At 60.5% G+C, this 23,760-nt stretch carries 20 protein-coding genes and 1 other RNA gene; 4 read left to right on the forward strand and 17 right to left on the reverse strand.

Translation table 11 applies throughout. From position 1 onward, the window contains the following. Positions 1-217 precede the first annotated feature (217 nt). Positions 218-1,549, forward strand: coding sequence for an MFS transporter (locus JTP94_RS24190; protein ID WP_204852949.1), 1,332 nt, complete (start codon positions 218-220; stop codon positions 1,547-1,549). Between the two features lie 90 nt (positions 1,550-1,639). On the opposite strand, the gene murB is transcribed toward JTP94_RS24190, so the two are convergent. The 17 genes from murB to JTP94_RS24275 all read right to left on the reverse strand — a co-directional run bounded on the left by murB (position 1,640) and on the right by JTP94_RS24275 (position 20,246). Continuing rightward, entirely contained in the window at positions 1,640-2,614 is a 975-nt protein-coding gene (gene murB, locus JTP94_RS24195) for a UDP-N-acetylmuramate dehydrogenase (RefSeq protein WP_204852950.1), read from the reverse strand. Next, entirely contained in the window at positions 2,611-4,026 is a 1,416-nt protein-coding gene (murC, locus tag JTP94_RS24200; RefSeq protein WP_204852951.1) for a UDP-N-acetylmuramate--L-alanine ligase, read from the reverse strand. Before murC ends, murB begins: the two co-directional genes overlap by 4 nt. After that, the gene (gene murG, locus JTP94_RS24205; RefSeq protein WP_204852952.1) at positions 4,023-5,147 is read right to left on the reverse strand and encodes an undecaprenyldiphospho-muramoylpentapeptide beta-N-acetylglucosaminyltransferase; all 1,125 of its coding nucleotides are present in this window, start codon (positions 5,145-5,147) and stop codon (positions 4,023-4,025) included. The genes murC and murG overlap by 4 nt, the downstream gene beginning before the upstream one ends. Positions 5,148-5,328: 181 nt before the next feature. After that, positions 5,329-6,483 carry a putative lipid II flippase FtsW gene (gene ftsW, locus JTP94_RS24210; RefSeq protein ID WP_034504261.1) on the reverse strand — a complete coding sequence of 385 codons (1,155 nt, stop codon included), beginning with the start codon at positions 6,481-6,483 and terminating at the stop codon, positions 5,329-5,331. A gap of 1 nt (position 6,484) precedes the next feature. After that, complete coding sequence (gene murD, locus JTP94_RS24215) at positions 6,485-7,897, reverse strand: UDP-N-acetylmuramoyl-L-alanine--D-glutamate ligase (RefSeq protein ID WP_204852953.1); 1,413 nt, start codon at positions 7,895-7,897, stop codon at positions 6,485-6,487. Between the two features lie 7 nt (positions 7,898-7,904). Then, positions 7,905-9,026, reverse strand: a complete 1,122-nt coding sequence (gene mraY, locus JTP94_RS24220) for a phospho-N-acetylmuramoyl-pentapeptide-transferase (RefSeq protein ID WP_204852954.1) — start codon at positions 9,024-9,026, stop codon at positions 7,905-7,907. A gap of 11 nt (positions 9,027-9,037) precedes the next feature. After that, the gene (locus tag JTP94_RS24225; RefSeq protein ID WP_204852955.1) at positions 9,038-10,498 is read right to left on the reverse strand and encodes a UDP-N-acetylmuramoylalanyl-D-glutamyl-2,6-diaminopimelate--D-alanyl-D-alanine ligase; all 1,461 of its coding nucleotides are present in this window, start codon (positions 10,496-10,498) and stop codon (positions 9,038-9,040) included. Beyond that, on the reverse strand, positions 10,495-11,958 hold the full coding sequence (locus JTP94_RS24230; protein ID WP_204852956.1) for a UDP-N-acetylmuramoyl-L-alanyl-D-glutamate--2,6-diaminopimelate ligase: 1,464 nt from the start codon (positions 11,956-11,958) through the stop codon (positions 10,495-10,497). Before JTP94_RS24230 ends, JTP94_RS24225 begins: the two co-directional genes overlap by 4 nt. Positions 11,959-12,023: 65 nt before the next feature. Then, positions 12,024-13,778 carry a penicillin-binding protein 2 gene (locus tag JTP94_RS24235; RefSeq protein ID WP_204852957.1) on the reverse strand — a complete coding sequence of 585 codons (1,755 nt, stop codon included), beginning with the start codon at positions 13,776-13,778 and terminating at the stop codon, positions 12,024-12,026. Next, on the reverse strand, positions 13,778-14,302 hold the full coding sequence (locus tag JTP94_RS24240; protein WP_204852958.1) for a hypothetical protein: 525 nt from the start codon (positions 14,300-14,302) through the stop codon (positions 13,778-13,780). Before JTP94_RS24240 ends, JTP94_RS24235 begins: the two co-directional genes overlap by 1 nt. A gap of 1 nt (position 14,303) precedes the next feature. Then, positions 14,304-15,329 (reverse strand): 16S rRNA (cytosine(1402)-N(4))-methyltransferase RsmH, encoded by a 1,026-nt coding sequence (gene rsmH, locus JTP94_RS24245; RefSeq protein ID WP_204852959.1) that lies wholly within the window; start codon positions 15,327-15,329, stop codon positions 14,304-14,306. 14 nt (positions 15,330-15,343) lie between these two features. Then, positions 15,344-15,784: a division/cell wall cluster transcriptional repressor MraZ gene (mraZ, locus tag JTP94_RS24250; protein ID WP_204852960.1), complete on the reverse strand. Its 441-nt coding sequence runs from the start codon at positions 15,782-15,784 to the stop codon at positions 15,344-15,346. Between the two features lie 428 nt (positions 15,785-16,212). Beyond that, positions 16,213-16,612, reverse strand: an RNA gene (gene rnpB, locus JTP94_RS24255) — RNase P RNA component class A. 67 nt (positions 16,613-16,679) lie between these two features. Further along, positions 16,680-17,873 (reverse strand): FAD-binding oxidoreductase, encoded by a 1,194-nt coding sequence (locus JTP94_RS24260; RefSeq protein WP_204852961.1) that lies wholly within the window; start codon positions 17,871-17,873, stop codon positions 16,680-16,682. Positions 17,874-17,952: 79 nt separating this feature from the next. Beyond that, positions 17,953-18,510, reverse strand: coding sequence for a lytic transglycosylase domain-containing protein (locus tag JTP94_RS24265; RefSeq protein ID WP_204852962.1), 558 nt, complete (start codon positions 18,508-18,510; stop codon positions 17,953-17,955). 267 nt (positions 18,511-18,777) lie between these two features. Continuing rightward, a complete protein-coding gene (locus JTP94_RS24270; RefSeq protein ID WP_204852963.1) occupies positions 18,778-19,539 on the reverse strand; it encodes an N-acetylmuramoyl-L-alanine amidase in 762 nt (253 codons plus the stop codon). After that, positions 19,536-20,246: a DnaJ family molecular chaperone gene (locus JTP94_RS24275; RefSeq protein WP_204852964.1), complete on the reverse strand. Its 711-nt coding sequence runs from the start codon at positions 20,244-20,246 to the stop codon at positions 19,536-19,538. The genes JTP94_RS24270 and JTP94_RS24275 overlap by 4 nt, the downstream gene beginning before the upstream one ends. A 264-nt stretch (positions 20,247-20,510) precedes the next feature. Between JTP94_RS24275 and JTP94_RS24280 the strand changes: the two genes are divergently transcribed. The 3 genes from JTP94_RS24280 (at position 20,511) to JTP94_RS24290 (ending at position 23,740) form a co-directional block, all read left to right on the forward strand. After that, the gene (locus JTP94_RS24280; RefSeq protein WP_204852965.1) at positions 20,511-21,722 is read left to right on the forward strand and encodes a pyrophosphate--fructose-6-phosphate 1-phosphotransferase; all 1,212 of its coding nucleotides are present in this window, start codon (positions 20,511-20,513) and stop codon (positions 21,720-21,722) included. A 99-nt stretch (positions 21,723-21,821) separates the two neighbouring features. Further along, entirely contained in the window at positions 21,822-22,457 is a 636-nt protein-coding gene (locus JTP94_RS24285) for a LysE family translocator (protein WP_034504243.1), read from the forward strand. 134 nt (positions 22,458-22,591) lie between these two features. Continuing rightward, the gene (locus JTP94_RS24290) at positions 22,592-23,740 is read left to right on the forward strand and encodes a lytic transglycosylase domain-containing protein (protein WP_204852966.1); all 1,149 of its coding nucleotides are present in this window, start codon (positions 22,592-22,594) and stop codon (positions 23,738-23,740) included. The last annotated feature ends 20 nt before the right edge of the window (positions 23,741-23,760 follow it).

The following is a 23,760-nucleotide window of genomic DNA, read 5'->3' on the forward strand; positions in this document are numbered from 1 at the left end:
GCCATTTAAGAAAAAGATTCCGGGAAGGACTCGCCGGAGACACGCCCACTCAGTGGCAAACATTCGCTCAATTGCTCGCGAATCAACCATTACGGCTAAACGATAGCATGCAACCGGTGATTTCTTGTTCATTTAGCGTTTGCGTCGAACAAAAATTACGCTAAGGACACATTTTACCCGCTAAGGTAACCTTAGCAGCATCTAAATTGGTGGGATCATGACTGACGCGATATCTCCCTTATCGCCGACCCCCTCGTCATCGAACAACGCTGTTGCGAATTCCCCGGCACGTGTTCTGATCGCGAGCCTCATCGGCACAACGATCGAATTTTTCGATTTCTATGTTTATGCGACGGCGGCGGTCATCGTCTTCCCGAAGCTGTTTTTCCCTGCGAGCGATCCAACCTCGGCAACGCTCCAGTCCTTCGCGACCTTCTCCATCGCCTTTTTCGCACGTCCGATCGGCGCGATGATCTTCGGCCACTTCGGTGACCGGATCGGCCGAAAGGCGACGCTCGTCGCAGCATTGATGACCATGGGCCTCTCGACGGTGGTGATCGGGCTGCTGCCGACCTACGAATCCATCGGCGTTGCGGCTCCGCTCCTGCTGGCACTTTGCCGCCTTGGCCAGGGCCTTGGTCTCGGTGGCGAATGGGGCGGCGCGGTGTTGCTCGCAACCGAGAATGCGCCGGAAGGCAAGCGCAGCTGGTATGCCATGTTCCCACAGCTCGGCGCCCCCATCGGCTTCATCCTCTCGGCAGGCCTCTTCCTGATCCTGCGCGAAAGCATGACGGACGCCGACTTCCTGAGCTACGGCTGGCGTATTCCCTTCCTGATCAGCCTCGTACTGGTCGCAGTCGGCCTCTATGTCCGCCTGAAGATCACCGAAACGCCGGAATTCCGCCGCGCCATCGAAAAGGAAGAGCGCGTTTCCGTTCCGATCGCCGTCATTTTCCGCTCGCACCTACGCAGCCTGATTCTCGGCACCATCATCGCGGTCGCAACCTTCGTGCTGTTCTATCTGATGACAGCGTTTACGCTGAGCTGGGGCACCAGACCGGTGGGGACTGGGCCGCTGCCGGCAGGTCTCGGCTATTCGCAGGGCCAGTTCCTCGTCGTTCAGCTTGTTGGTGTCGTCTTCTTCGGCTTGATGATTCCGATCTCCGGCCTGCTCTCGGACCGCTATTCGCGCCGTCTGGTTCTGGTGCTCACGACCATCGGCATCCTGATCTTCGGCCTATTCTATTCATCGCTGCTGACCGCCGGCCTTGCGGGCGCCTTCGCCTGCTCGATCATCGGCCTGGCGCTGATGGGCTTCACCTACGGTCCGATCGGAGCGGCGTTGGCTGCCCCCTTCCCGACCGCCGTGCGCTACACCGGTGCGTCGATGACCTTCAATCTCGGCGGCATCGTCGGTGCATCGCTCGCACCCTATATCGCCACCTGGCTCGCGACGAACTACGGCCTCATCTATGTCGGCTACTACCTGACGGCTGCGGCGGCGTTCTCGCTGATCGGCATCATCCTGTCGGGCAACGACGAAATCTGAGGACATTGCCGTAACCAATTGAAAAGGCCGGGTGAAAACCCGGCCTTTTTGTTGAATCACTTTATGAACCGCTGACCGGGTGAAGCCGCCCTACTCCGTCGTGACGCCCTGGAACGGACGAACTTCCCGGCCGGGCATGAAGCCGCCGAGGCGCTTGATTTCCCATTCCAGTTTGACGCCGGATTTCTCGAAAACTTCGCGGCGAACCTGCTCGCCCAGATATTCGAGATCGTAACCGGTTGCCTGCTCCATGTTGATCATGAAATTGCAGTGCAGCGACGACATCTGCGCGCCGCCGATGACGAGACCGCGGCAACCGGCCTCATCGATCAATTTCCAGGCGGAAAGACCATCCGGATTCTTGAAGGTCGACCCGCCGGTCTTCTCCCGAATCGGCTGCACGGTTTCGCGATGCGCCCGCACGGCATCCATCTCTGCGCGGATCTTGACCTTGTCCTCGGGATAGCCCTCGAACAGAACATGGGTGAAGATCAGATCTTCCGAAGCGTCGGAATGTCGATAGCTATAGCCCATCTCGGCATTGCCAAGCACATGCTTCTCGCCCTTGCGGTCGACCGCGTGCACCTCGATGACGCGTTCGCGTGTCTCGGCGCCGTTGGCGCCGGCATTCATCCGCGTCGCGCCGCCGATAGTGCCTGGAATGCCGTAGTAGAAATGGAAACCGCCAATGCCGTTGTCCATTGCCATGGCCGCGACGTGCTTGTCCGGGCATGTGGCGCCCGCCAGGATGCGGTTATTGCCGTCGAGCTCGACCGAGCCGAAGCCCTTGGCCGAAAGCCTGAGCACAATGCCCGGGATACCGCCATCGCGCACCAATATATTCGAACCCACGCCGACCACCGTCAGCGGCACCTCTTCCGGCAGGATCTTCAGGAAAGCGATGAGATCGTCCGTGTCGTGCGGCTGGAACATCAGCTCCGCCAACCCGCCGGCGCGGAACCACGTCACACGATCCATCGGCGCATCCGGCGTCAGCCGACCCCTGATGTCCTTTACACCGGCGCCGAGCGACGCCAGAAGCTTTTCCCCATTTACCTGTTTCATGCGGACTTACCCGAGAGGCCTTCCAATTCCTTTGGCAATGATGCTGCCCAATACGTGATGCTGCCAGCCCCCAACAAAACCACAAAATCACCCGGTCGCGCAATCTCCGCAACCATGGCGGCAAGATCTTCCTGCGATGGCAGATAGCGCGCATCGCGATGGCCGCCAGCCTTGATGCGCGAAACCAGCGTCTGTGAATCCGCTCCTTCGATCGGATCCTCGCCTGCGGCATAGACGGGTGCCAGAAAGATACTGTCGGCATCATTAAAGCAGGCGGCGAACTCTTCGAAGAGGCTCGACAGGCGCGTATAGCGGTGCGGCTGGTGGACGGCGATGATACGCCCGTTGCAGGCTTCGCGCGCGGCCTTCAGAACCGCCTTGATTTCGACGGGGTGGTGGCCGTAATCGTCGAAGACCTTGATCCCGTTCCATTCGCCGGTCAGCGTAAAGCGGCGCTTGACGCCGCCGAAGGACGCCAGACCCTTGGCGATGGCCTCGCTGGAGATGCCGAGGCGGTTGGCAACGGCGACCGCTGCCGTCGCATTGGAAATGTTGTGGCGGCCGGGCATCGGCATCATGAGATCCTTGATGTGGATCACCTTGCCCGTGCGGCGCCTGCGGATTTCGACGTCGAACAGCGACCGCGTGCCATCGATGCGGACATTCGCGAAGCGCACATCGGCCTGTGGGTTCTCGCCGTAGGTGATGATCTTGCGGTCTTCGATGCGACCGACCAGGGACTGGACTTCCGGATGGTCGATGCACATGACGCCGAAGCCGTAGAATGGCACGTTCTCGACAAACTGCCGGAAGGCGGCGCGCACGGCGTCGAAATTGCCGTAATGGTCAAGATGCTCCGGATCGATATTGGTAACCACAGCGACGTCGGCCGGCAATTTCAGGAAGGTGCCGTCCGATTCGTCGGCCTCGACTACCATCCATTCGCCCGCGCCCATGCGCGCATTGGTACCGTAGGCATTGATGATGCCGCCGTTGATCACGGTCGGGTCAAGCCCGCCGGCTTCGAGCAGCGTTGCCACCAGCGAGGTGGTCGTGGTCTTGCCATGCGTGCCGCCGATGGCGATGGAATTGCGGAAACGCATCAGCTCGGCCAGCATCTCGGCACGACGCACCACCGGCAACAGCTTTTCGCGCGCCGCGATGAGTTCCGGATTGCTCTTCTTGATGGCGGTGGAAACAACAACGACTTCCGCATCGCCGAGGTTTTCCGCCTTGTGACCGATATGAACCGGTATGCCCTTGTCGCGCAGCCGCTGCACGTTGGCGCTTTCCGATTGATCGGACCCCTGCACGCGATGACCGAGGTTATGCAACACCTCGGCAATTCCGCTCATGCCGATACCGCCGATACCGATAAAATGTACAAGGCCGATTGCCTTCGGCAGCTTCATGCGCCTGCCCCCTTGAATTGCTGAATTGAACGTCCCGCCGCAATAGCCTCGACCATGTCGGCGAGCAAGTTGGCCGCATCCGGCTTGCCTGCCTGTTTGGCGGCAGCCGCCATCTTTGCGAGCTTTTCCGGCATCGTCATCGAACCGCGCAGAATAGTCGAAAGCTTCTCCGGCGTCAGTTCCGATTGCGCGATGACCTTGACGCCGCCGGTTGCCGCAAGCGCTGCCGCATTGGCGGCCTGATCATGATCCAGCGCATGCGGATAGGGCACGAGGATCGCCGGGCGGCCGATGACGGCGAGCTCGGATACCGTCGAAGCCCCGGAGCGGCAGAGAACCAGATGCGCCGCACCGATACGCTCGGCCATGTCGGTGAAGAACGGCGCTATATCCGCGCCCATCTCCAGCCTTCTGGTGCAGCTGTTGACCGTTTCCATATCCTCGGGACGAACCTGCTGTGTAATCCGCAGGCGCTTGCGCAGCGGCTCTTCCAGCAGGCTGATGGCTGTTGGCACCGCCTTCGAGAAGTACTGAGCGCCCTGGCTGCCGCCGAAGACGACCAGGTTGAAAGGATCATCCGGAACAGAAGGCACATAGGGCCGCTTGGCAGCCTCGATGACGGCCGGGCGCACCGGGTTGCCGGTCGTCACTGTCTTTTCCGAAAAGGCGCCGCCATCTTCTGCCAGGAAGCCGCCGGCGATCGCGCGCACCCGCGTCGCAAGCATCTTGTTGGCACGCCCCATGACCGCATTCTGTTCATGGATCATCGACGGCACGCCCATGCGGGTGGCAGCGAGCAGCGGCGGAACGGTCGGGTAGCCGCCGAAGCCGACGACGCAGAGCGGCTTGATTCTATTGATCAGCTTGCGCGCCACGCGCATGCCCGTCCACAGCGTCCATAGGGCGCCGGCGACCTTCAAGGGATTCTTGGAGCCGATCGTCGCCGACGGCACGACATGGATCTCATCGGCCGGAAACTTGCCGGCATAGCGTTCGGCGCGGCTGTCGGTGACGAGGTGCACGGAATAGTCGCGCTCCTTCAGCTTATAGGCCAGCGCCTCGGCCGGAAACACGTGGCCGCCGGTTCCGCCGGCGGCAAGAAGGATAGTACCTTTACTCATAATCTTCGCTCCCGCGAATACCCCACTACTCGGGGCATATCCCTAATATAGGAAGCCGCCTCGACCGCGTCATCAACGCGGGCCGAGCCTCCCTCATAGACGGCCGCCTCTGGAAAAGCGACCGGAGAATGAGCAGGAGGCAGGAGATGTCGGGGATGGAGCACAGGCAAGTTCAAATCAATCACTCCGCCGGCAATCCATGCGTCACGCGGAACAGGCTGCGATCCTGCGCACGCTTTTCCGGGCGGTGACGCGTCAACGCCAGAATGAAGCCTGCGGTCACGCAGATCGCCGTCATCGATGAACCACCATAGGAAATCAGCGGCAGGGTCATGCCCTTGGCCGGTAGCAGCTGCAGGTTCACACCGATGTTGATGATCGACTGGATACCGATCTGCAGCACCAGGCCGGCAACGGCGAAGCGGTTGAAGTCGTTCTTCTCCTTATAGGCGTGGGACAGCCCCCGCAGGACCAGGAACGCGAAGATGCAGACGAGCACCATGCAGAAGATGACACCGAACTCCTCGGCCGCTACCGAGAAGATGAAGTCGGTATGGGCGTCCGGAATGATGCGCTTGACGATGCCCTCGCCCGGGCCGACACCGAACCAGTTGCCGTGAACAATCGCTTCCTTGGCGGTATCGACCTGGAACGTATCGCCCTCGCCGGTCATGAATTTATCGACGCGGAGCGCCACGTGGGGAAAGACATAATAGGCCGCGACGAACCCGCCGGCGCCAAGGCCGCCGAGCACCGAAATCCAGAGCCAGGGCATGCCGGCCATGAAGAACATGCCGCCCCAGACGGCCGTCGTCAGGATCGTCTGACCAAGGTCCGGCTGCGCGACGAGCAGCGCAGCGACAATGCCGAAGAGAATGATAGCGAAGAGATTGCCCGGAATTTCCGGCTGGCGCGCATGCTCGGCAAACAGCCAGGCGCAGACGACGACGAAAGCGGGCTTCATGAATTCCGAAGGCTGAATCGACAGCGCCGCGATATTGACCCAGCGTCGAGAGCCCTTGACCTCGATGCCGAAGAACAGGGCAAAAAGCATCATCGCCAGCGAGATGACCAGCAGGATGACCGCCGTGCGCCGCACCTGTCGCGGCGTCATGAAGGAAATGCCGATCATCGCAGCGATCGCCGGAACGAGGAACAGGGCGTGGCGCTTGACGAAGTGGAAGGGTTCAAGCCCGATACGCTCCGCCACCGCCGGCGAGGCCGCGAAGGAAAGCATGAAGCCGATACCGATCAACAGAATGAAAAGGGCAAGGAACACTCGGTCGATGGTCCAGAACCATTCGGCCAAGGCCCCACGTTCAACGCGGCTTACCATATCATTTGCCTCCAGTTGCTGAACCGATCAGCATGGTGACACCATCGATCGCAGCCACATGACTGACGAAGGCGTCACCCCTGACCTCGAAATTCTTATACTGATCGAAGCTTGCGCAGGCCGGTGACAGCATCACCGCCGCAGACCCATGTTCATCCCTGTCGGCATCGGCAGCCGCATGCGCGACAGCGCGTTCCAGCGTGCCTGATATCTCGTAGGGCACCTGTTCGCCGAGCGTCGCCGCAAAGGCAGGCGCCGCCTCTCCGATCAGATAGGCTTTCGCAATACGCGGAAAGAGCGGTGCCAGGCTCGTTATACCGCCTTCTTTCGGCAGGCCACCGGCGATCCAATAGATATTCTCGTAGCTCGAAAGCGCAGGTGCCGCGGCATCCGCATTGGTCGCCTTGGAGTCGTTGACGAACACGACCCGGCCGCGCCGTCCGACCGGCTGCATGCGGTGCTTGAGGCCGGGAAAGGATTTCAGCCCAGCGCGGATCTCATCGGGAGAAACGCCGACCGCCAGGCAGGCGGCAATCGCCGCAGCGGCATTCTGCGCGTTATGGCCGCCGCGCAATGTCTGGATTCCATTGAGATCGGCAATCTCGGTCGTCGCACCGACAGACACCTGCATGATGCGGCTGCCTTCGGCATAAAGGCCGTCAGCAAGCACGTGTCGGCGTGAAATCCGGGTCACCTTGCCGCCGGCCCGCTCGATACGATCGGCGATCAATGAAGAATGACTGTCATCGACGCCGACGACGGCCATGCCGCTGCCTGCGACGAGCCGTTCCTTGATATCGGCATAATGCTGCATCGTGCCGTGCCGATCGAGATGGTCGGGCGTCAGGTTCAGCAGAATGCCGGCCGAGGGATTGAGCGTCGGCGCGAGATCGATCTGGTACGACGAGCATTCGACGACGTAGTAGCGCCCGGCCTTCGGCGGATCGAGCGTCAGGATCGCCGTGCCGATATTGCCGCCAAGCTGCGTGTCGCGACCGCTCGACTGCAGGATATGGGCGATCAGCGCCGTCGTCGTCGATTTGCCGTTGGTTCCGGTGATCGCGATGAACGGGCAATCCGGCGCTTGCGCCCGGCGCTCGCGAACGAACAGCTCGACATCGCCGATGATCTCAACGCCTGCGGCATGCGCAAGATCAACAGTCCAGTGCGGCTTGGGATGTGTCAGCGGCACGCCGGGCGACAGGACGAAGACCGATAGCCCGTTCCAGTCGATCGTCCTGAGATCGGCGACCGCTATTCCTTCCGCAGCCGCTGCGGCCACGCTGTCCGGGTTGTCGTCCCAGGCCGTGACCTCGGCACCACCGGCGACGAGCGCACGCGCCGTCGCAAAGCCCGAGCCGCCAAGGCCGAACAGGGCGACCTTTTTTTCTTTCAGCGTGGTGACAGGGATCATCGATGCCTCACCGCAGCTTCAGGGTCGAGAGGCCGACCATCGCCAGAATGACCGCAACGATCCAGAAGCGAACCACGACCTGGCTCTCCGTCCAGCCCTTCTTTTCGAAGTGGTGGTGGATCGGCGCCATCAGGAAGACGCGGCGCCTGGTCATCTTGAAGAAGCCGACCTGGATGATGACGGAAAGCGCCTCGACGACGAAAAGACCGCCGATGATCGCCATGACGATCTCATGCTTGGTGGCGACGGCAACCGAGCCGATCATGCCGCCCAGCGCCAGCGAGCCGGTATCGCCCATGAAGATCGCAGCCGGCGGTGCATTGAACCACAGGAACCCTAGGCCGGCGCCGATGACTGCGCCGAGAACCACCGCCAGTTCGCCCGTACCCGGCACGAAATTGATCGCGAGGTAGTCAGCAAAGACGAAGTTGCCGGCGAGATAAGCGATGACGCCGAAGGAGGCTGCCGCGATCATGACCGGCACGATGGCAAGCCCGTCAAGGCCGTCGGTCAGGTTCACGGCATTACCGGCGGCAACGATGACGAAAGCGCCGAAAAACACGAAAAACATGCCCAGATTGAGCAGCAGGCTCTTGAAGAAGGGGAAGGCGACCGACGAACCGAAGGTCGAGCCGGCGGGACCGGAAGAGAGTGCCGTGGTCATCATGAAGTACACGGCGATGCCGGCAATGACGAATTCTATGCCTAGGCGCGCGCGACCGGAGAAACCCTTGTCGCTCTGCTTCGTCACCTTGAGATAATCGTCATAGAAGCCGATCGCGCCGAACCCGAGCGTAACAAGCAGCGTGGCGACCACATAGACATTGGCGAGGTCAGCCCAAAGCAGAGACGACACGACGATACCGGCAAGGATCATCAGGCCGCCCATCGTAGGCGTGCCGGCCTTCTTGAAGTGCGTCTGAGGACCATCGGCGCGAATCGGCTGCCCCTTGCCCTGACGCACGCGCAGGGAGGAGATGATTCGCGGTCCGAAAAGGAAAACGATAAACGCTGAGGTAAAGAGGGCGCCACCGGTACGGAACGTGATGTATCTGAACAGATTGAGAAATCTGAAGTGTGTACTGAAAAAATGAACGTGGTCCGACAGTTCGGCTAGCCAGATCAGCATAAGAGCCCTTTCTAAAGCCCCCGATGGGCTTGGGTGCCCGTGTCGGAAAATGCGGGAAACTTGTCAAGCAAGCCCGCCACGATCTTTCCAAACCCCATGCCCAACGATGATTTCACCATCAAGACGTCGCCAGGGGCGACAGAATTGAGCGCGAATTCCGAGAGTTCCTCCGTCGTCTCACGATATTCGACATGAACACTTTCCGGCAGCTCATCCCTTAAAGCCGCCATCTCCGGACCTGCCAGCCAGACATGCTCGATACCGGCCGCCAAGAGCGGTCCGGCAAGGTTTGCATGCACTCGCTGGGCATAATCCCCCATTTCCAACATATCGCCGAGGACGGCGATGCGCCTGCCCGTCCGACTGCCGACATCCGCATTCGGCGATGTCGTCGCCAGCAGCGCGATAGCCGCGCGCATGGATGCCGGATTGGCATTGTAGCTTTCATCGATCAGCGTGAAGTAGCCGCTGCCGATCGCGCGCTTGTGGCGTTGTCCCCTGCCCTTTTCCGGCCGCAGGTCCGCCAGCGCTTCGACAGCCTTGTCGAGATCGGCCTCGACGAGCATGACGGCGCCGAGCACGGCGAGCGCGTTTTCCGCGATGTGACGGCCCGGCGCGCCGATCGCCACTTCCATGGTCTCACCGCCGATCGTCAGCCATAGCGTCGAATTCTCCTCAGAGGCATTGAATTCGGCGAGACGCACATCGGCCTTGGCATGCTGGCCGAAGCTGTGCACATGTTCGATACCGGCTGCTACAGCAGCCTGTTCCAGCATCTCGAACTGATCGTTGTCGTGATTGAGGATGGCATGACCGCCCGGCACGACACCGTCGAAAATCTCCGCCTTCGCGGCGGCTATTTCCGTGATGCTGGTGAAATTGCCGAGATGCGCCGGTGCGATCGTGGTGATGATCGCGACATCCGGCTGCACCATCTTGACGAGCGGCCTGATCTCCTCGGGATGGTTCATGCCGATTTCAAAGACGCCGAAATCGGTGTCCTCGGGCATGCGCGCCAAGGTAAGCGGTACGCCCCAATGATTGTTGAAGGAGGCGACGGAAGCATGCACCTTGCCCGATGGAGCGAGCGCGCGACGCAGCATTTCCTTCGTTGTAGTCTTACCGACCGAGCCGGTAACGGCAATGATCTTGGCCTGCGTCCGCTGGCGGGCGGCGACACCCAGCCGGGCGAGCGCCGCCAATACGTCATCCACGACGACCTTCGGCACGGTCAGCCTGCCCATTGCTGGCAGACGCGCCTCGCTGATCACGATGAATGCCGCACCGTTCGCCATGGCCTGGTTGGCAAAGTCGTGACCATCGACGCGATCGCCCTTGATGGCGAAAAAGGCCTCGCCCGGCTTGATGGAACGACTGTCGATGGAAATGCCCGTAATGCCTTCGGGCAGCGCTCCGACGAAGCGGCCCGAGATTGCGGCAATCATATCCTCAGTTGTCCAAAGCCAGTTCAAGGTTTCAAATCCTCCAGTGCTTTTCGCAGTTCGGCGTGATCGGAAAAGGGCAGCGTGACGCTGCCGATCGTCTGACCTTCCTCGTGCCCTTTGCCGGCGACGATCAACGTGTCACCGGATTTCAGCATGCCGGCCGCCTTGCGGATGGCTTCGGCGCGATCGCCGATCTCGCTGGCGCAGCCGGCGGCCGCCATGATCTCCGCACGAATCGCCGCCGGATCTTCCGAACGCGGATTGTCGTCGGTGACGATAACGATATCGGCGAGACGGCAGGCGATTTCGCCCATGATCGGCCGCTTGCCGCGATCACGGTCGCCGCCGCAACCGAAGACGACGATGACGCGGCCTGTCGTGAACGGGCGCACCGAATTCAGGACGTTTTCCAACGCATCGGGCTTGTGAGCATAATCGACATAAGCGAGCGCGCCGTCATGCGTATGGCCGACGAGTTCAAGACGGCCCGATGCGCCGACGAGCTTCTCCAGCGCCGCCATGGCGACGGGTGCGGCAACGCCGGTGGAGATGGCAAGGCCGGCAGCTACCAATGCATTGGCGACCTGGAAATCACCGGCCAGCGGGATATGAATCTCGAAAATATCGTCGCCGAAATGAACTTCGGCGATCTGCTTGTGACGGAAATGTTCGACGCGCTTCAAGGTCAGGAAATCACCCTTGCGCCCGACCGTGCGCACATCCTGTCCGGCATCGCGTGCGGCGGATATTGCCTGGGCCGACCATGCATCGTCGGCAAAGATCACGGCCGGCGAACCCTTCGGAAGCAGGCCCCTGAACAGCCGCATCTTGGCAGCCATATAGTCTTCGACCGTCGGATGGTAATCCATGTGATCGCGGCCGAGATTGGTGAAGGCGGCGGCGGCAAGCCTGACGCCGTCGAGACGGAACTGATCGAGGCCATGGCTGGACGCCTCCATGGCCGCATGCGTTACACCCTCGTCGGCAAGCTCGGTGAGCAACTGGTGCAGCGACACCGGATCCGGTGTCGTCAGCGAGCCGTAATCGTTGCGCGTCGGCGAAACGACACCGGTGGTGCCGATCATGGCTGCCGGATGGCCGGCGTGTATCCAGATCTGACGGGTAAAGGAAGCGACCGAGGTCTTGCCGGCGGTGCCCGTGACGGCGACCATTGTCCCAGGCTGCTTACCGTAAAAACGCGAAGCAGCGACGGAAAGAAAGCGGCGCGGCTCGGAAACGGTCAGCAGCGGTACGCCGGCGACAGCGGCGCCATGGCCCGCGACAACGACGGACGCGCCACGCGAAACGGCATCGGCAATGAAACTCGTTCCATCCGCCTTTGTGCCGGCGACAGCTACGAAAGCCATGCCTGGTACAACCTTGCGGCTATCGGCGGAAAGGCCTGTTATCTCAAGATCGCCAAGTGTCCCGCCGACTTGTCCGCTGAGTTCCGGAAACGCATTTCCGGCGATATCTCGCAAGTTCATCGAATATACTTTTCGTTTTTGATCGGTCCGCCCTCTCGCGAATCGACCCGTGTATTCTTTCACGCTTAATAAGACGCCAGCAAGGCCGAGTTATCTTTTCCGAAGCTGGGTTGTACCCCGAGGATAGGCGCCGCCCTGGCGATGATGTCGCGAGCGATCGGCAATGCCGTAAAGGCCGAGATCGTGCCGCCACCTCGCTCACCACTCTTCGGCTCATCGATGAAGGTCATGACCATGTATTGCGGATTGTCGATGGGGAAGGCCGCCAGGAAGCTGTTGAAATTCAACGTATGAGAGTAGCGACCGTTAACAACCTTATCGGCTGTGCCGGTCTTGCTGCCAACGTTATAGCCGGGAACGCGAGCGTTACGACCGGAGCCCCTGGTTCCGTTAAACTCGAGCAGGAAACGGACATCGTCACTGGTGCTCTTCTTGACCACCATCTTGGCAATGGCATCGGCCTGATCACGCGTGCGCGGCAGGAAGGTCGGCTCGATCAGCTTGCCTCCGTTGACGAGGGCTGCCGCGGCAACGGCTGTCTGCAATGGCGTGGTCGAGACACCGTGGCCGAAGGAAATGGTGATCGAATTGATCTTCTTCCAGACGCGAGGCTGGCTCGGCGCCTTCACTTCCGGCAACTCGGTGTCCATCCTGTTGAGCAGACCCAAGCGGGTCAGGAATTCCTTGTGCGCGTCGATCCCGATCAGATCCGCGATCTTCGCCGTGCCGATGTTGGAGGAATACTGGAAGATTTCCGGAACGGTCAGCACGCGGTGCTGGCCATGGAAGTCGTGAATGGTAAAGCCGCCGATCCGGATCGGGTTCGTCGCATCGAAGGCATCTCGCAGCGAGACTTTGCCGGAATCGAGCGCCATGGCCATGGTGAAGGTCTTGAAGGTCGATCCCATTTCGAACGTGCCGTTCGTCATGCGATTGAGCCACCCCTCGGTGGCGCCTTCGTTCGGATAGTTCGGATCGAAGTCGGGAGCCGAGGCCATGCCCAACACCTCGCCCGTGTGGATGTCGATCACCGCAGCGCCCGCGCCCTTCGCCTGAAAATTCTTGACCGCGTTGACGATCGCATCACGGACGATGCCTTGCACACGCAGGTCGATCGAAAGCTTCACCGGCTGCAGAGGCTGATCGTTGGTCATACCGGCGGCGGCAAGGTCGGCAAGACCCTGGTCGTCAATATATTTCTCCATGCCGGCAACGCCGCGGTTGTCGATGTTGACGTAGCCGAGGATATGGGCAGCGGTCGAGCCGCCCGGATAGAAGCGGCGCTTCTCGGGGCGGAAGCCGATGCCGGGAATGCCGAGTGCCAGAATCTGGCTCTGTTGCTTTGGCGTGAGCTGGCGGCGCAGCCACGCAAAATGCGAGGTCTTGGCGGCGAGCTTCTTGTATGTACCCTTGGTATCCAGATCCGGCAGGACCGTGCGCAATTCTTCGACGGCCTCATCAGGATCGATGATCTTGTTCGGCTCGGCAAATAGCGAGACGGTACGGATGTCGGTGGCAAGCAAGGCGCCGTTGCGATCGACGATATCCGGGCGTGAGGCCATCAGGCGATCCGGCGGCAGGATGCTCGACGTGGTGTCCGGCGGTGTCATGGCGAACTGGGCAAGACGACCGCCGATCACGCAATAGACGGCGATAAAGCTTGCCACCAGTAGAACGACACGGCTCTTGGCCTGGTTGGATTTGCGCTTGCGAGCCCCTTCGAAGGTCGAACGGGAAAAGCTATCGCTCGGACGGTTGTTCCCGTCGGTGGAGAAGTGCGCCTTGCTCTTCAAGACCATGATGCGAGAAAGAAAAGACATTATTCGTCCACCGATCCCGTTGCTATATTGTCGATATCTGGCTTTTTACGCTTGGCCAAAGCAGGTGACTTGGGCCGCGGCGCCGGAGCGGCCGCCACGTCGGCGATCGCCTTCCTGATCTCGGCATCGGTCGTGTCGCCGTTCTTCGAGGCCGAAGCGACATTGCTCTTGGAGCCGGTTGCCTTGCCGCTCTTCGTGCTGTCTTTCGCATCCGCTACTATTGGCGGAGGAACCTGCGAGCGCAACATCGGCAACTCGTTCGGCTGGACGATGGCCGTCGAGAGGGTCGGCTGCAGCTGAAGCTCGTTGCTGTAGTTGTTGACGAGACGCTCGAGACGGTTCGGCTGCGAGACCAGCGCCCAGTCCGCCTTGAGGAGTTCAATCGTATCCTTCTCGAGTTTGATCTCGGACTCGAGACGGTGAACCTCTTCCAGCTTCAGCTCGGCTCTGTGCTTGATCGTATAGGTTACGCTGGCCATTGCTGTCATGACGCCAATCAGCACGATGTCAAAAGTCTTCAGCATATCAACCTCCGAGCTTTCCGAGACTGGCGAGATTGGGCAGATCGAAGATAGAAAGATCGGCGGCCTCGGCGGCCGCCAAGGTGCGAAGACCGGCGCGCAGCTTGGCCGAGCGAGCCCTTGGATTGGCCTCCGCCTCCGCATCGCTGGCCGACACCATCGATTTGCCGATAGGCTCGAAGGTTGCAGGCCGCTCATGCACGATCGGCAGGTGGCGCGATCCGGCAGCACGACCGGACCGATCGGCGAAGAATTTCTTGACGATTCGGTCTTCCAGGGAATGGAAGGTCACGACCACAAGCCGACCGCCCGGCTTGAGCGCGCGCTCGGCGGCGAACAGCGCCTGAGCCAGCTCGCCAAGCTCGTCGTTGACGAAGATGCGCAGCGCCTGGAAAACGCGGGTAGCGGGATGAATCTTGTCCTTGGCCTTTCGCGGCGTCACGATCTCGATCAGGCCGGCCAGATCACGCGTGGTGACAAAAGGAGCCTCCGCACGCCGCTTCTCGATCGCATGAGCGATACGCGGCGCCTGTTTTTCCTCACCCAGAAAGACAAAGATACGAATGAGGTCCGCCAGCTTGGCGCGATTGACGACATCGGCGGCCGATACGCCGCTTGCCGACATGCGCATGTCGAGCGGACCGTTCTTGCCGAAAGAAAAGCCGCGTTCGGCCTCGTCGATCTGCATGGAGGAAACGCCGATATCGAGCACGACACCGTCAAGCCCACCCTCGGGCGCGTGATCGACAAGCTGGGAAAATTGCGACTGAATGAGCTTGAGACGCCCCGCATGGGCTTCAACAATCGCCTGTCCCGCCGCAATCGCCGTCGGATCGCGATCGAGCGCGATCACATCGGCACCGGCTGCGAGAATGGCCGAGGTGTAACCGCCGGCCCCGAATGTTCCATCGAGAATAATCTTGCCGGGTGCGGGCGCCAGCGCCTCGATCACCTCGGAAAGAAGAACCGGAATGTGGCGAACTGGTCCGCCACCGGCATCAGTCAAACCTCCGCCTGAATTCGCCACCATTCCGTTTCCCCGTTCTATTCCGAGCGCCTGCCCGCCAGCCTGCGCTCCTCTCGTGCTTGCGCCTGCAAGGCCGCGAAAGCCTCCGGTCGCCACAATTGAAAATGATCCGCTCGCCCGACGAAAGTCACTTCGCCAGTGATGCCGGTGAAGTCGCGGATGAAATCCGTGATCATCAGCCGCCCCTCGGCATCGAGCTTCATAAAGACCCCGCCCCCATGGATCAGGAGCGACATCTGGTTCGCCGCCGGCGAAAAAGGATCGTCCGCCGCAATCTGCCGCTCGAATCGATCGAGCAGATCGAGGCCGCCGACACTGATCGCCGGAAACACAAAATCCTGGAAACAATACAGCTCCTGGATATTGCGCTCGGCCAGCACGGAACGGAATGCCGCCGGCACGGAAACCCGCCCCTTGACATCGATCCGGTTGGTCGCATTCGACAGGAAGCGGTTCATGACGCGAAACACCCGTCCCCCATGATCCACAAGCAATCACGCGCTCACGGACACAGCCAAAATCGGACACAGCTTCGCAAGCCGAAAGAGCCAATGCCCCTTCGACACCTCCCTGACGGGGGCAATCACGGCTTTGCGATGATTGGGCTCTGATTTGCCCGTTTGCAGTGTTGTTTTGGGATACCATGGGACCATATGGGCGTCAATGGGATGAAGCTGCATCAGGCGCGGCCACACCCTGAATATTCATAAGCCGTTAAGTTTAACGAAAGGTTAGGATTGCCTTCAGCCGATGCTCCGAAACGGATGTTTTCACAAGCGAAAACTCTCGCCCGCGGTGACCGGAAACCCCGGGAAACCGAGGCGTTCGGCGGCCCTCGAAATTATTTGCGGGGAGCGAAAAGGCCCATCCGAAAAAGGGGCGATGATTTGCCAGTTGGCCTGTAAGCCGGGTTCTGTATGGCTCCGGCCGAGGCCGGAACGTGGCAGCCATTCATCTGGGACGGCGCTTGCGCGACGCCTCTTGCAACCCACCCGGATGACCGGCCCGGAAACAGGCTGGAGCGCTTGCGCGCTCCGCGTCATCCCTATTCGGTTTTGCTCCCGGTGGGGTTTTCCGTGCCGTCGCTGTTTCCAGAGACGCGGTGGGCTCTTACCCCACCCTTTCACCCTTACCCGATCCTGAGACCGGGCGGTTTGCTTTCTGTGGCACTTTCCCTGAGGTTGCCCTCGCCGGACGTTATCCGGCACCGTGTTTCCGTGGAGCCCGGACTTTCCTCACCTCATCGCCTTTCGGCATTGATGAAGCGCGGCTGCCCAGCCAACTGGCACTGGCTCATTAACCGAGACTTCAGGCAATTGCCACCTAAATATGCAGCCCGGTTTCCGTCCGATGCTAGCTGCGGAAATGCGCAGAGAAATCCGTGCTGTAGCCTTCATCCTTGATTCGACCCGCGAGCAGCAGTTCCGCTCCCAGCCGGCCGATCTCGTCCGAGCTCTTAGCAGCCGTGCCGCAGCCGCCGGTCAGAACCGCGACGCGCGGCGAAGAGGTGTAGCCGATCATCGGATAGCCTGATGGAGAATAGGAGACGGCGCAGGAATTGGCGAAGGCCGGCGGGCGGGCCACGCCGGGAACGAGGTCGTGGAATCTCCGCACCAGATGTTCGCGCGCCTTGTCGCGGCCGGCGGTGCGGAACCAGGCCCGGAGTTCCGGTTCGCTCTCGAATTGAAGATCGTCCGGATCGCCGCCGATCTTGATGTAGTATTTGCCGTCCGGGTAGCGGATCGGCGGCAGCATATAGATGCTGTCCACGTCATCAAGCGCGACCGATATCAGTGACGGCATGCCGGAAAGAGCCTCGGCTTCGGCCTCGCTAACCTCGAAAAAGGTGACGGTGCGGCCATAAACCTTCATCTCAACCGGTCGCGGCAACAGATTCTCGGCAATGGAGAATCCGCCTGCGGCCAACAGGATCTTCTCGGCGCTGAACGTCTCACCTTCGGCGGTCGTAACAACTGCTAGGCCGCCCTCATCACGGATCGACAGTGCGGTCTGCTTGATGACCCGCGCTCCCGCCTTTTCTGCCAGAAACGACTGGGCCTTCACCAGTCGCCGCGGGCTGATGTGGCCGGCGCCGCGCGGCTCGTAGACGCCCTCGCTTCCCGCTGCAAAGGAGAAGAAGGGGAATGTGGCCTCGAGGCCTGCATCATCAAATATTTCGGTCTGAACACCCAGCCGCTCCGCTGCGTCCACGACATCGCCGACATAACCATTGTTGCCGCCCCGCTTTGGGCCTGCGACCAGGCAGCCGACAGGCGCATAGAACTGGATACCGCTATCCCGTTCGATTTCCGCATAGCGGCTGATCGAACGGTTGGCGAGGCGAGCCCAATCGGTGTCGCGGTCGATCGTGCGGGTAATGCGCCCCTCGTCGTAGTGACTGCCGAACACACCCTGATGGCTGGCGCGGTCCTCGGGTTCATCCGGCCCGATGACGGCAATGCCATCCGTTTGTCCGACGAGATGACGGGCAGCGGCAGCCCCCATCATTCCCCGACCGACGACGATGAACCTGAAATCCGCTGCCATGCTATGCCCTCGCAAGTGATTGCAGATTCGATAGCATGGAAAGCGATTCAGCCCCACCCACAATGCTCATGGACGAATGTCAGTCCAGAAGTGCCAGCACCTTGCCGCAATAACGCTTCGAGACCGGGTTCATGCGCGTCGCGCCATGGCCGGCATTGTATTTGAGAATGGTATTGCAGGTCTGCCCACCGCCGAGATTCTGCGCCATGGCAAGGTATTTCATGCCGAACTTGATGTTCGTTTCGGGATCGTAAAGCCCCTTGGCCCGGCCGGCATACCCCATCAGCCGGGCCGTCGCCGGCTTGATCTGCATCAGGCCGATTTCTCCGGCGCTCCCATGCGTTTTCGGATTGAAATTGCTTTCGATCTGGATGACCGCGGTCGCCAGTTCAACCGCCACACCATTCTGCTTGGCATATTTGGCAATCAGCGCGGAGTAGCCATTCTGCCGCACGAAGGAATTTTCTACGTCACGTAGTTCGGCGGGAACATTGGGCATCGGAAAGCCGGTGGTGCGGCTGACGATCTTGAGCGGAATCGTTCGTTGTTTTACATCACGCTGGCCTGCAAAGGCGCAATCATATCCCGCCAACAGCACGCCCACGCATGCTGCAGCCGCAACAATTAAATTTTTCATTTAGTCTTTTGTCTCCAGGCGCGGGACCGCGGGCAGCCTCAAGCCGTCACGTCCGGCTGGAGGCAAAAAGAGCCGCCGGAGTGCACAGTCCCCATTAGTCGTCTACGGCCACGCGACACACAAAACCAAACTGCGCGACCGCCGTTCAGCGAGCGTCGTTAGACCAGTGCAATGAGGAGATAATAGGGAAATGATGTGGCGCAGCAGGGGGTTACGCTTTTTCGCACTGATAGCCGGCTATAAAGATGGCCGGCACCCCTCACCTTTCTATGAAAAGCGAGGCAGCGCAGACAGAAGACGATGGAGCGTATCGATCGTGGAAAAATCGGCGATGCCGTCCACGCGCTCCGGTCGGAAATGGCGCTGAAAAGCCTCGACATCTCCCTTCAGCTTTTCCGAGAATTCACCAGTGATTTCAGTTTTATAGCCGTAGAGCGAGAGCATGGACTGCAATGCTTCGATCGGCTGGCCCACATCCCCCTTCTGGAAAAATCGGCCGCCGGTAATCGCAGCCGGCTCAACCCAGTGCCCGACGCCTTCAGCGGCGAGCCGGGCCCAGGGGAATTTCTCACCCGGATCGACCTTGCGCACGGGGGCCACATCGGAGTGTCCGAGCACCCGCTCGGGTGCGATTGCCCAGCGATGGCCGCAATCGCGACACAGTTCGATGACCGCTTCGATCTGCGCATCGGGGAAATCCGGCAGCCCGCCGGGATGGCCGGCGTTGGCTATTTCAATACCGATCGACAGTGAATTGATATCGGCCTCGTTATGCCAGGTACTCTTCCCCGCGTGCCAGGCACGGCGCTCCTCCGGCACGAGCTGAACGACGCGCCCGTCCTCGAAGACGAAATAATGGCTGGATACCTGGCTCTCTGGACGACAGAGCCAATCCAGCGCGCCCTCGGCCGTGCCCATGCCGGTGTAGTGCAGAAGGATCATGTCCGGTTTGCGCCCGTCCCGCCGCTCGCCGTGATTCGGCGAAGGCTGCACCATGGCGCGAGCAAAATCGGCCGGAAAGGCATTCATGCGGCGCGGCGTTCTTTCTCGATTTCAGCGTAAGCGGCGTTCAGAGCGGCCATACGCTCGTTGGCGATGAGGTGGAACTCCTCCGGCACGCCGCGCGAGACGAGACGGTCAGGATGGTTCTCATAGACAAGGCCGTGATACCGGCGGCGGATCGTCGGGAAATCATCGTGGCGCGATACGCCGAGTATCTTGTAGGGGTCGCGGCCGCCGGCGCTCACATGGCGTGCCATGATCTGGTCGAACCGTTCCTCGCTCATATGGAATATCTGGGCGACATGCTGCAGGAAGGCCATTTCCTTTTCGTGGATCAGCCCGTCAGCCTTGGCAATGTGAAACAGGCCGTCGAGCACGTCTTCCAAAACAGGGCAATTCTTGGTGCAAGTCACGCAAAGCGACGAGAGCCGCTCCGCATAGGCTTCGTAGCCCGCCACGTCCTGCCGTGCCAGATTGTAGAGACGCGCGACGTTCTTGGCCTGATCCTGCGGAAACTCGAAGATCTCGCGAAACGCATTGACCTCCTTTTCCGTCACCACACCGTCGGCCTTCGCCATCTTGGCGGAAAGGGCGATTATCGCGACGGAAACCGCCACCTTTCGGCGGGTTTCCGGATCACCCTCGAACACGGTGCGAATAGCCTCGACCACCGCCGACAGGGCATTGCCAGCGGTGCTACCAATAGCATTCAGCAATTTTTCCCAAAACGACATAATGGTCCCGACGGCTCTCATAAACAGTAGAATACCTTGACCAAATATTGCCTGCCTTTGCAAGCAGTCCATTCGTCGCAAGGCGGAAAACACTTTTCACAATTTGGTAATGATGGCGTGTTCCAAGCTGCGTCCGACCGTGCGCTCGCGAGCAGACAAAGCGCGCGTTTCTTAAATTCTTTACTTTACAGCCATGCACGCCTGTCGCATCCATTCCCACCGTAACCATTGAAATGAAGCAGCTTGACTGCAAGGAGGATCTCCATGGCCAAACAGAAAGTCGCAATGCTCACCGCCGGTGGATTGGCGCCCTGTCTTTCCTCCGCCGTTGGCGGGCTGATCCAGCGCTATACCGACGTGGCGCCTGATCTCGACATCATCGCCTATCGTTCTGGCTACCAGGGAGTTCTGCTGGCTGACAGCATTGGGGTGACGCCGGCCATGCGCGAGCGTGCGCACCTGTTGCATCGCTACGGCGGCTCTCCGATCGGCAACAGCCGCGTAAAGCTCACCAATGCCGCCGACTGCGTCAAGCGCGGCCTGGTCAAGGAAGGCGAAAACCCGCTGCGCGTCGCAGCCGAGCGTCTCGCCTCCGATGGCATCACCATTCTTCACACGATCGGCGGCGACGATACCAACACCACGGCGGCCGATCTTGCCGCCTATCTCGGGGCCAATGGCTACGACCTGACAGTCGTCGGCCTGCCGAAAACGGTCGACAACGATGTCGTGCCGATCCGCCAGTCTCTCGGCGCCTGGACGGCAGCCGAGGTCGGCGCGGATTTCTTCGACAATGTCAGCAACGAACAGACCGCCGCACCGCGTACCCTCGTCATCCACGAAGTCATGGGACGCCACTGCGGCTGGCTGACGGCGGCCACGGCCCGCGCCTATATACAGAAGACGAGCGCCAACGAATATGTCGACGGCTTCATGATGAATGCCGAGATGAAGAGCATCGACGGCCTTTATCTGCCGGAAATGGCCTTCGACATCGAAGCCGAAGGCGAGCGCCTTCGCGCCATCATGGAAAAGACTGGCCAGGTGACGCTGTTCGTATCGGAAGGTGCGGCCCTCGACGCCATCGTCGCCGAGCGCGAAGCGGCAGGCGAAAGCATCAAGCGCGATGCCTTCGGCCATGTGAAGATCGACACCATCAATGTCGGCGGCTGGTTCCAGAAGCAGTTTGCCTCGATCATCGGCGCCGAGCGCTCGCTGGTACAGAAATCGGGCTATTTCGCCCGCTCCGCGCCGGCAAACGGCGAAGATCTTCGCCTTATCCAGGGCATGGTCGATCTCGCGGTGGAAAACGCCCTCAACAAGGTATCCGGCGTCACCGGCCACGACGAAGGCCAGGGCGGCAAGCTGCGCGTCATCGAATTCCCCCGAATCAAGGGCGGCAAGGCATTCGATCTCTCGCAGCCGTGGTTCGCCGAAGTGATGGACCACATCGAGCAGAAATACACGCTAGCCTGATTGATCGGGATCAATCGGCCTGATCGATGATCACGCGGATTGACGGATCGCAAATCCGATGTCTTTGCTGGCGGCGAAAAAGGAATAGAGGAGGATTCCATGTCCATCGAAACCTGGCTCGCTTTCGCCGCCACGTCCTGCATCATGCTGGCCATACCGGGGCCGACCATTCTCCTTGTCATCTCTTATGCGCTCGGTCACGGCCGCAAAACGGCGCTGGCGACCGTGACAGGCGTGACGCTTGGCGATTTCACGGCAATGACCGCCTCGCTCGCGGGCCTTGGCGCCATTCTTGCTGCATCCGCATCGCTGTTCACGATTCTTAAGCTGATCGGCGCGGCCTATCTCGTCTTCCTCGGAATCAAGCTCTGGCGAGCCCCGATCGTGACCGGTCCGATGGGCGATAACGACAATCTCCCGGAGGAGAAGCCGTTAAAGATCATGCTACACGCCTATGTTGTAACGGCCCTCAATCCGAAGAGCATCGTTTTCTTCATCGCTTTCGTGCCGCAGTTTCTCGACATGTCGAAGCCATTCCTTGAGCAAACGCTTATTTTGGAGGCAACTTTCCTCACTCTCGCTGCATTGAATTCGCTGCTTTACGTCTTCGTCGCCGACATGGCGCGCGGGTTTATCCGCAAGGCAAGCGTGCAACGCGCCGTCAACCGCACAGGCGGAACCCTGTTGATTGCCGCGGGTGCAGTGACCGCCGGATACCGCCGGATGGCCGCTTGACGCCGTCCAGGGTTGCGGCGCGATCACGGATAGGTTAATGGGGATTCATAATTTTATCGATCCTGTGACCGAATTGTGCGGTCCTGTGGCCGATTTGCATCGCAAATAGGTTTGGTTTTTTCGAAAGTGACAGAATGGCAGCGATCGGATTTCCCGGCCTGAAGCGCAGCGTTGCCTTGTCGGCAATGATGTGCGGCGCCCTTGCGGGGTGCGCAAGCACTCAGCAGCAGGCGTCTCAGGCAGAACTCCCGTCGGCACACACCAACGTGCCGCATCCGAATACGACCCCGACCGCAACTGGTGTTGCCTCGTCCACGGGTGGCGTTGCGATGGCTTCAGCCGCTCCTGCATCTTCGGCGGTTCCCGTATCAAATGAACCGCAGCAGGCAGCCTTGGCAAAATCCGGCCGTGTAACGGCGGGTGCGGTCAATCAGCAGCAGATCGACGCAGCTCAGGCTCGTTTCGGCGCTCCGGCGGCAACCACGAACGCACCAAGCCAGGGAACGGCGGCCATTGCGGCGGCCACAGGCTTGCCTGCAACCGGAACCTCGACCGCGGCTGCCTACGCCGCATCGGACGTGCCGCTCGTACCCTCCGTGGTCGCAATCCCGATGCCCAATCCGGCGCGCCCTGGCGACGCAGCGCTCATGCCGGTCTCGAGCTCGGTCGCTGATTCAGCGGCAACCATTCCGATGACCTCGGACGTCGCCGCCATTCAGGCCCCGGTGCCCATGCCGCGCCCCGATTCCGGAACCGCGACGGAAGTCGCATTCGTTTCGCCGGCGCAGATGGGCCTCCCCCGCTATGCGGATAACCGCATGCATTACGATTTCAACTTCGACACCACCGGCCCTACGGTCGTTACGGCGGTGCTAACCACTCCGAACTATGATTCCGATGTTCCTGCTGCTGAAAAGAGCTACGTTTCGAGGCTCATTCAGAAGTACGCGAAGATCTACGAGATCCCGGAATCGCTGATCCACCGCGTCGTTCACCGTGAAAGCCGCTACAATCCGAAGGCCTATAACAGAGCGGGCTACTTCGGCCTGATGCAGATCAAATACAACACGGCCAAGTCGATGGGCTACGAAGGGCCGGCGTCCGGCTTGCTCGATGCCGAGACAAACATCAAATACGCCGCCAAATATCTGCGCGGCGCTTGGATGACGGCGGACAGCAAGGCCGAAAACAAGGAAGCCAATGCAGTTCAGCTTTATGCGCGTGGCTATTATTACGATGCCAAGCGCAAGGGCCTGACCGACGTCGCCAACGGCAACTACTGATTTTGCGTAGGAGCGTGGAA

Source organism: Martinezella lusitana (assembly GCF_016901135.1).
In the GTDB taxonomy this organism is placed as follows: domain Bacteria; phylum Pseudomonadota; class Alphaproteobacteria; order Rhizobiales; family Rhizobiaceae; genus Rhizobium; species Rhizobium lusitanum_D.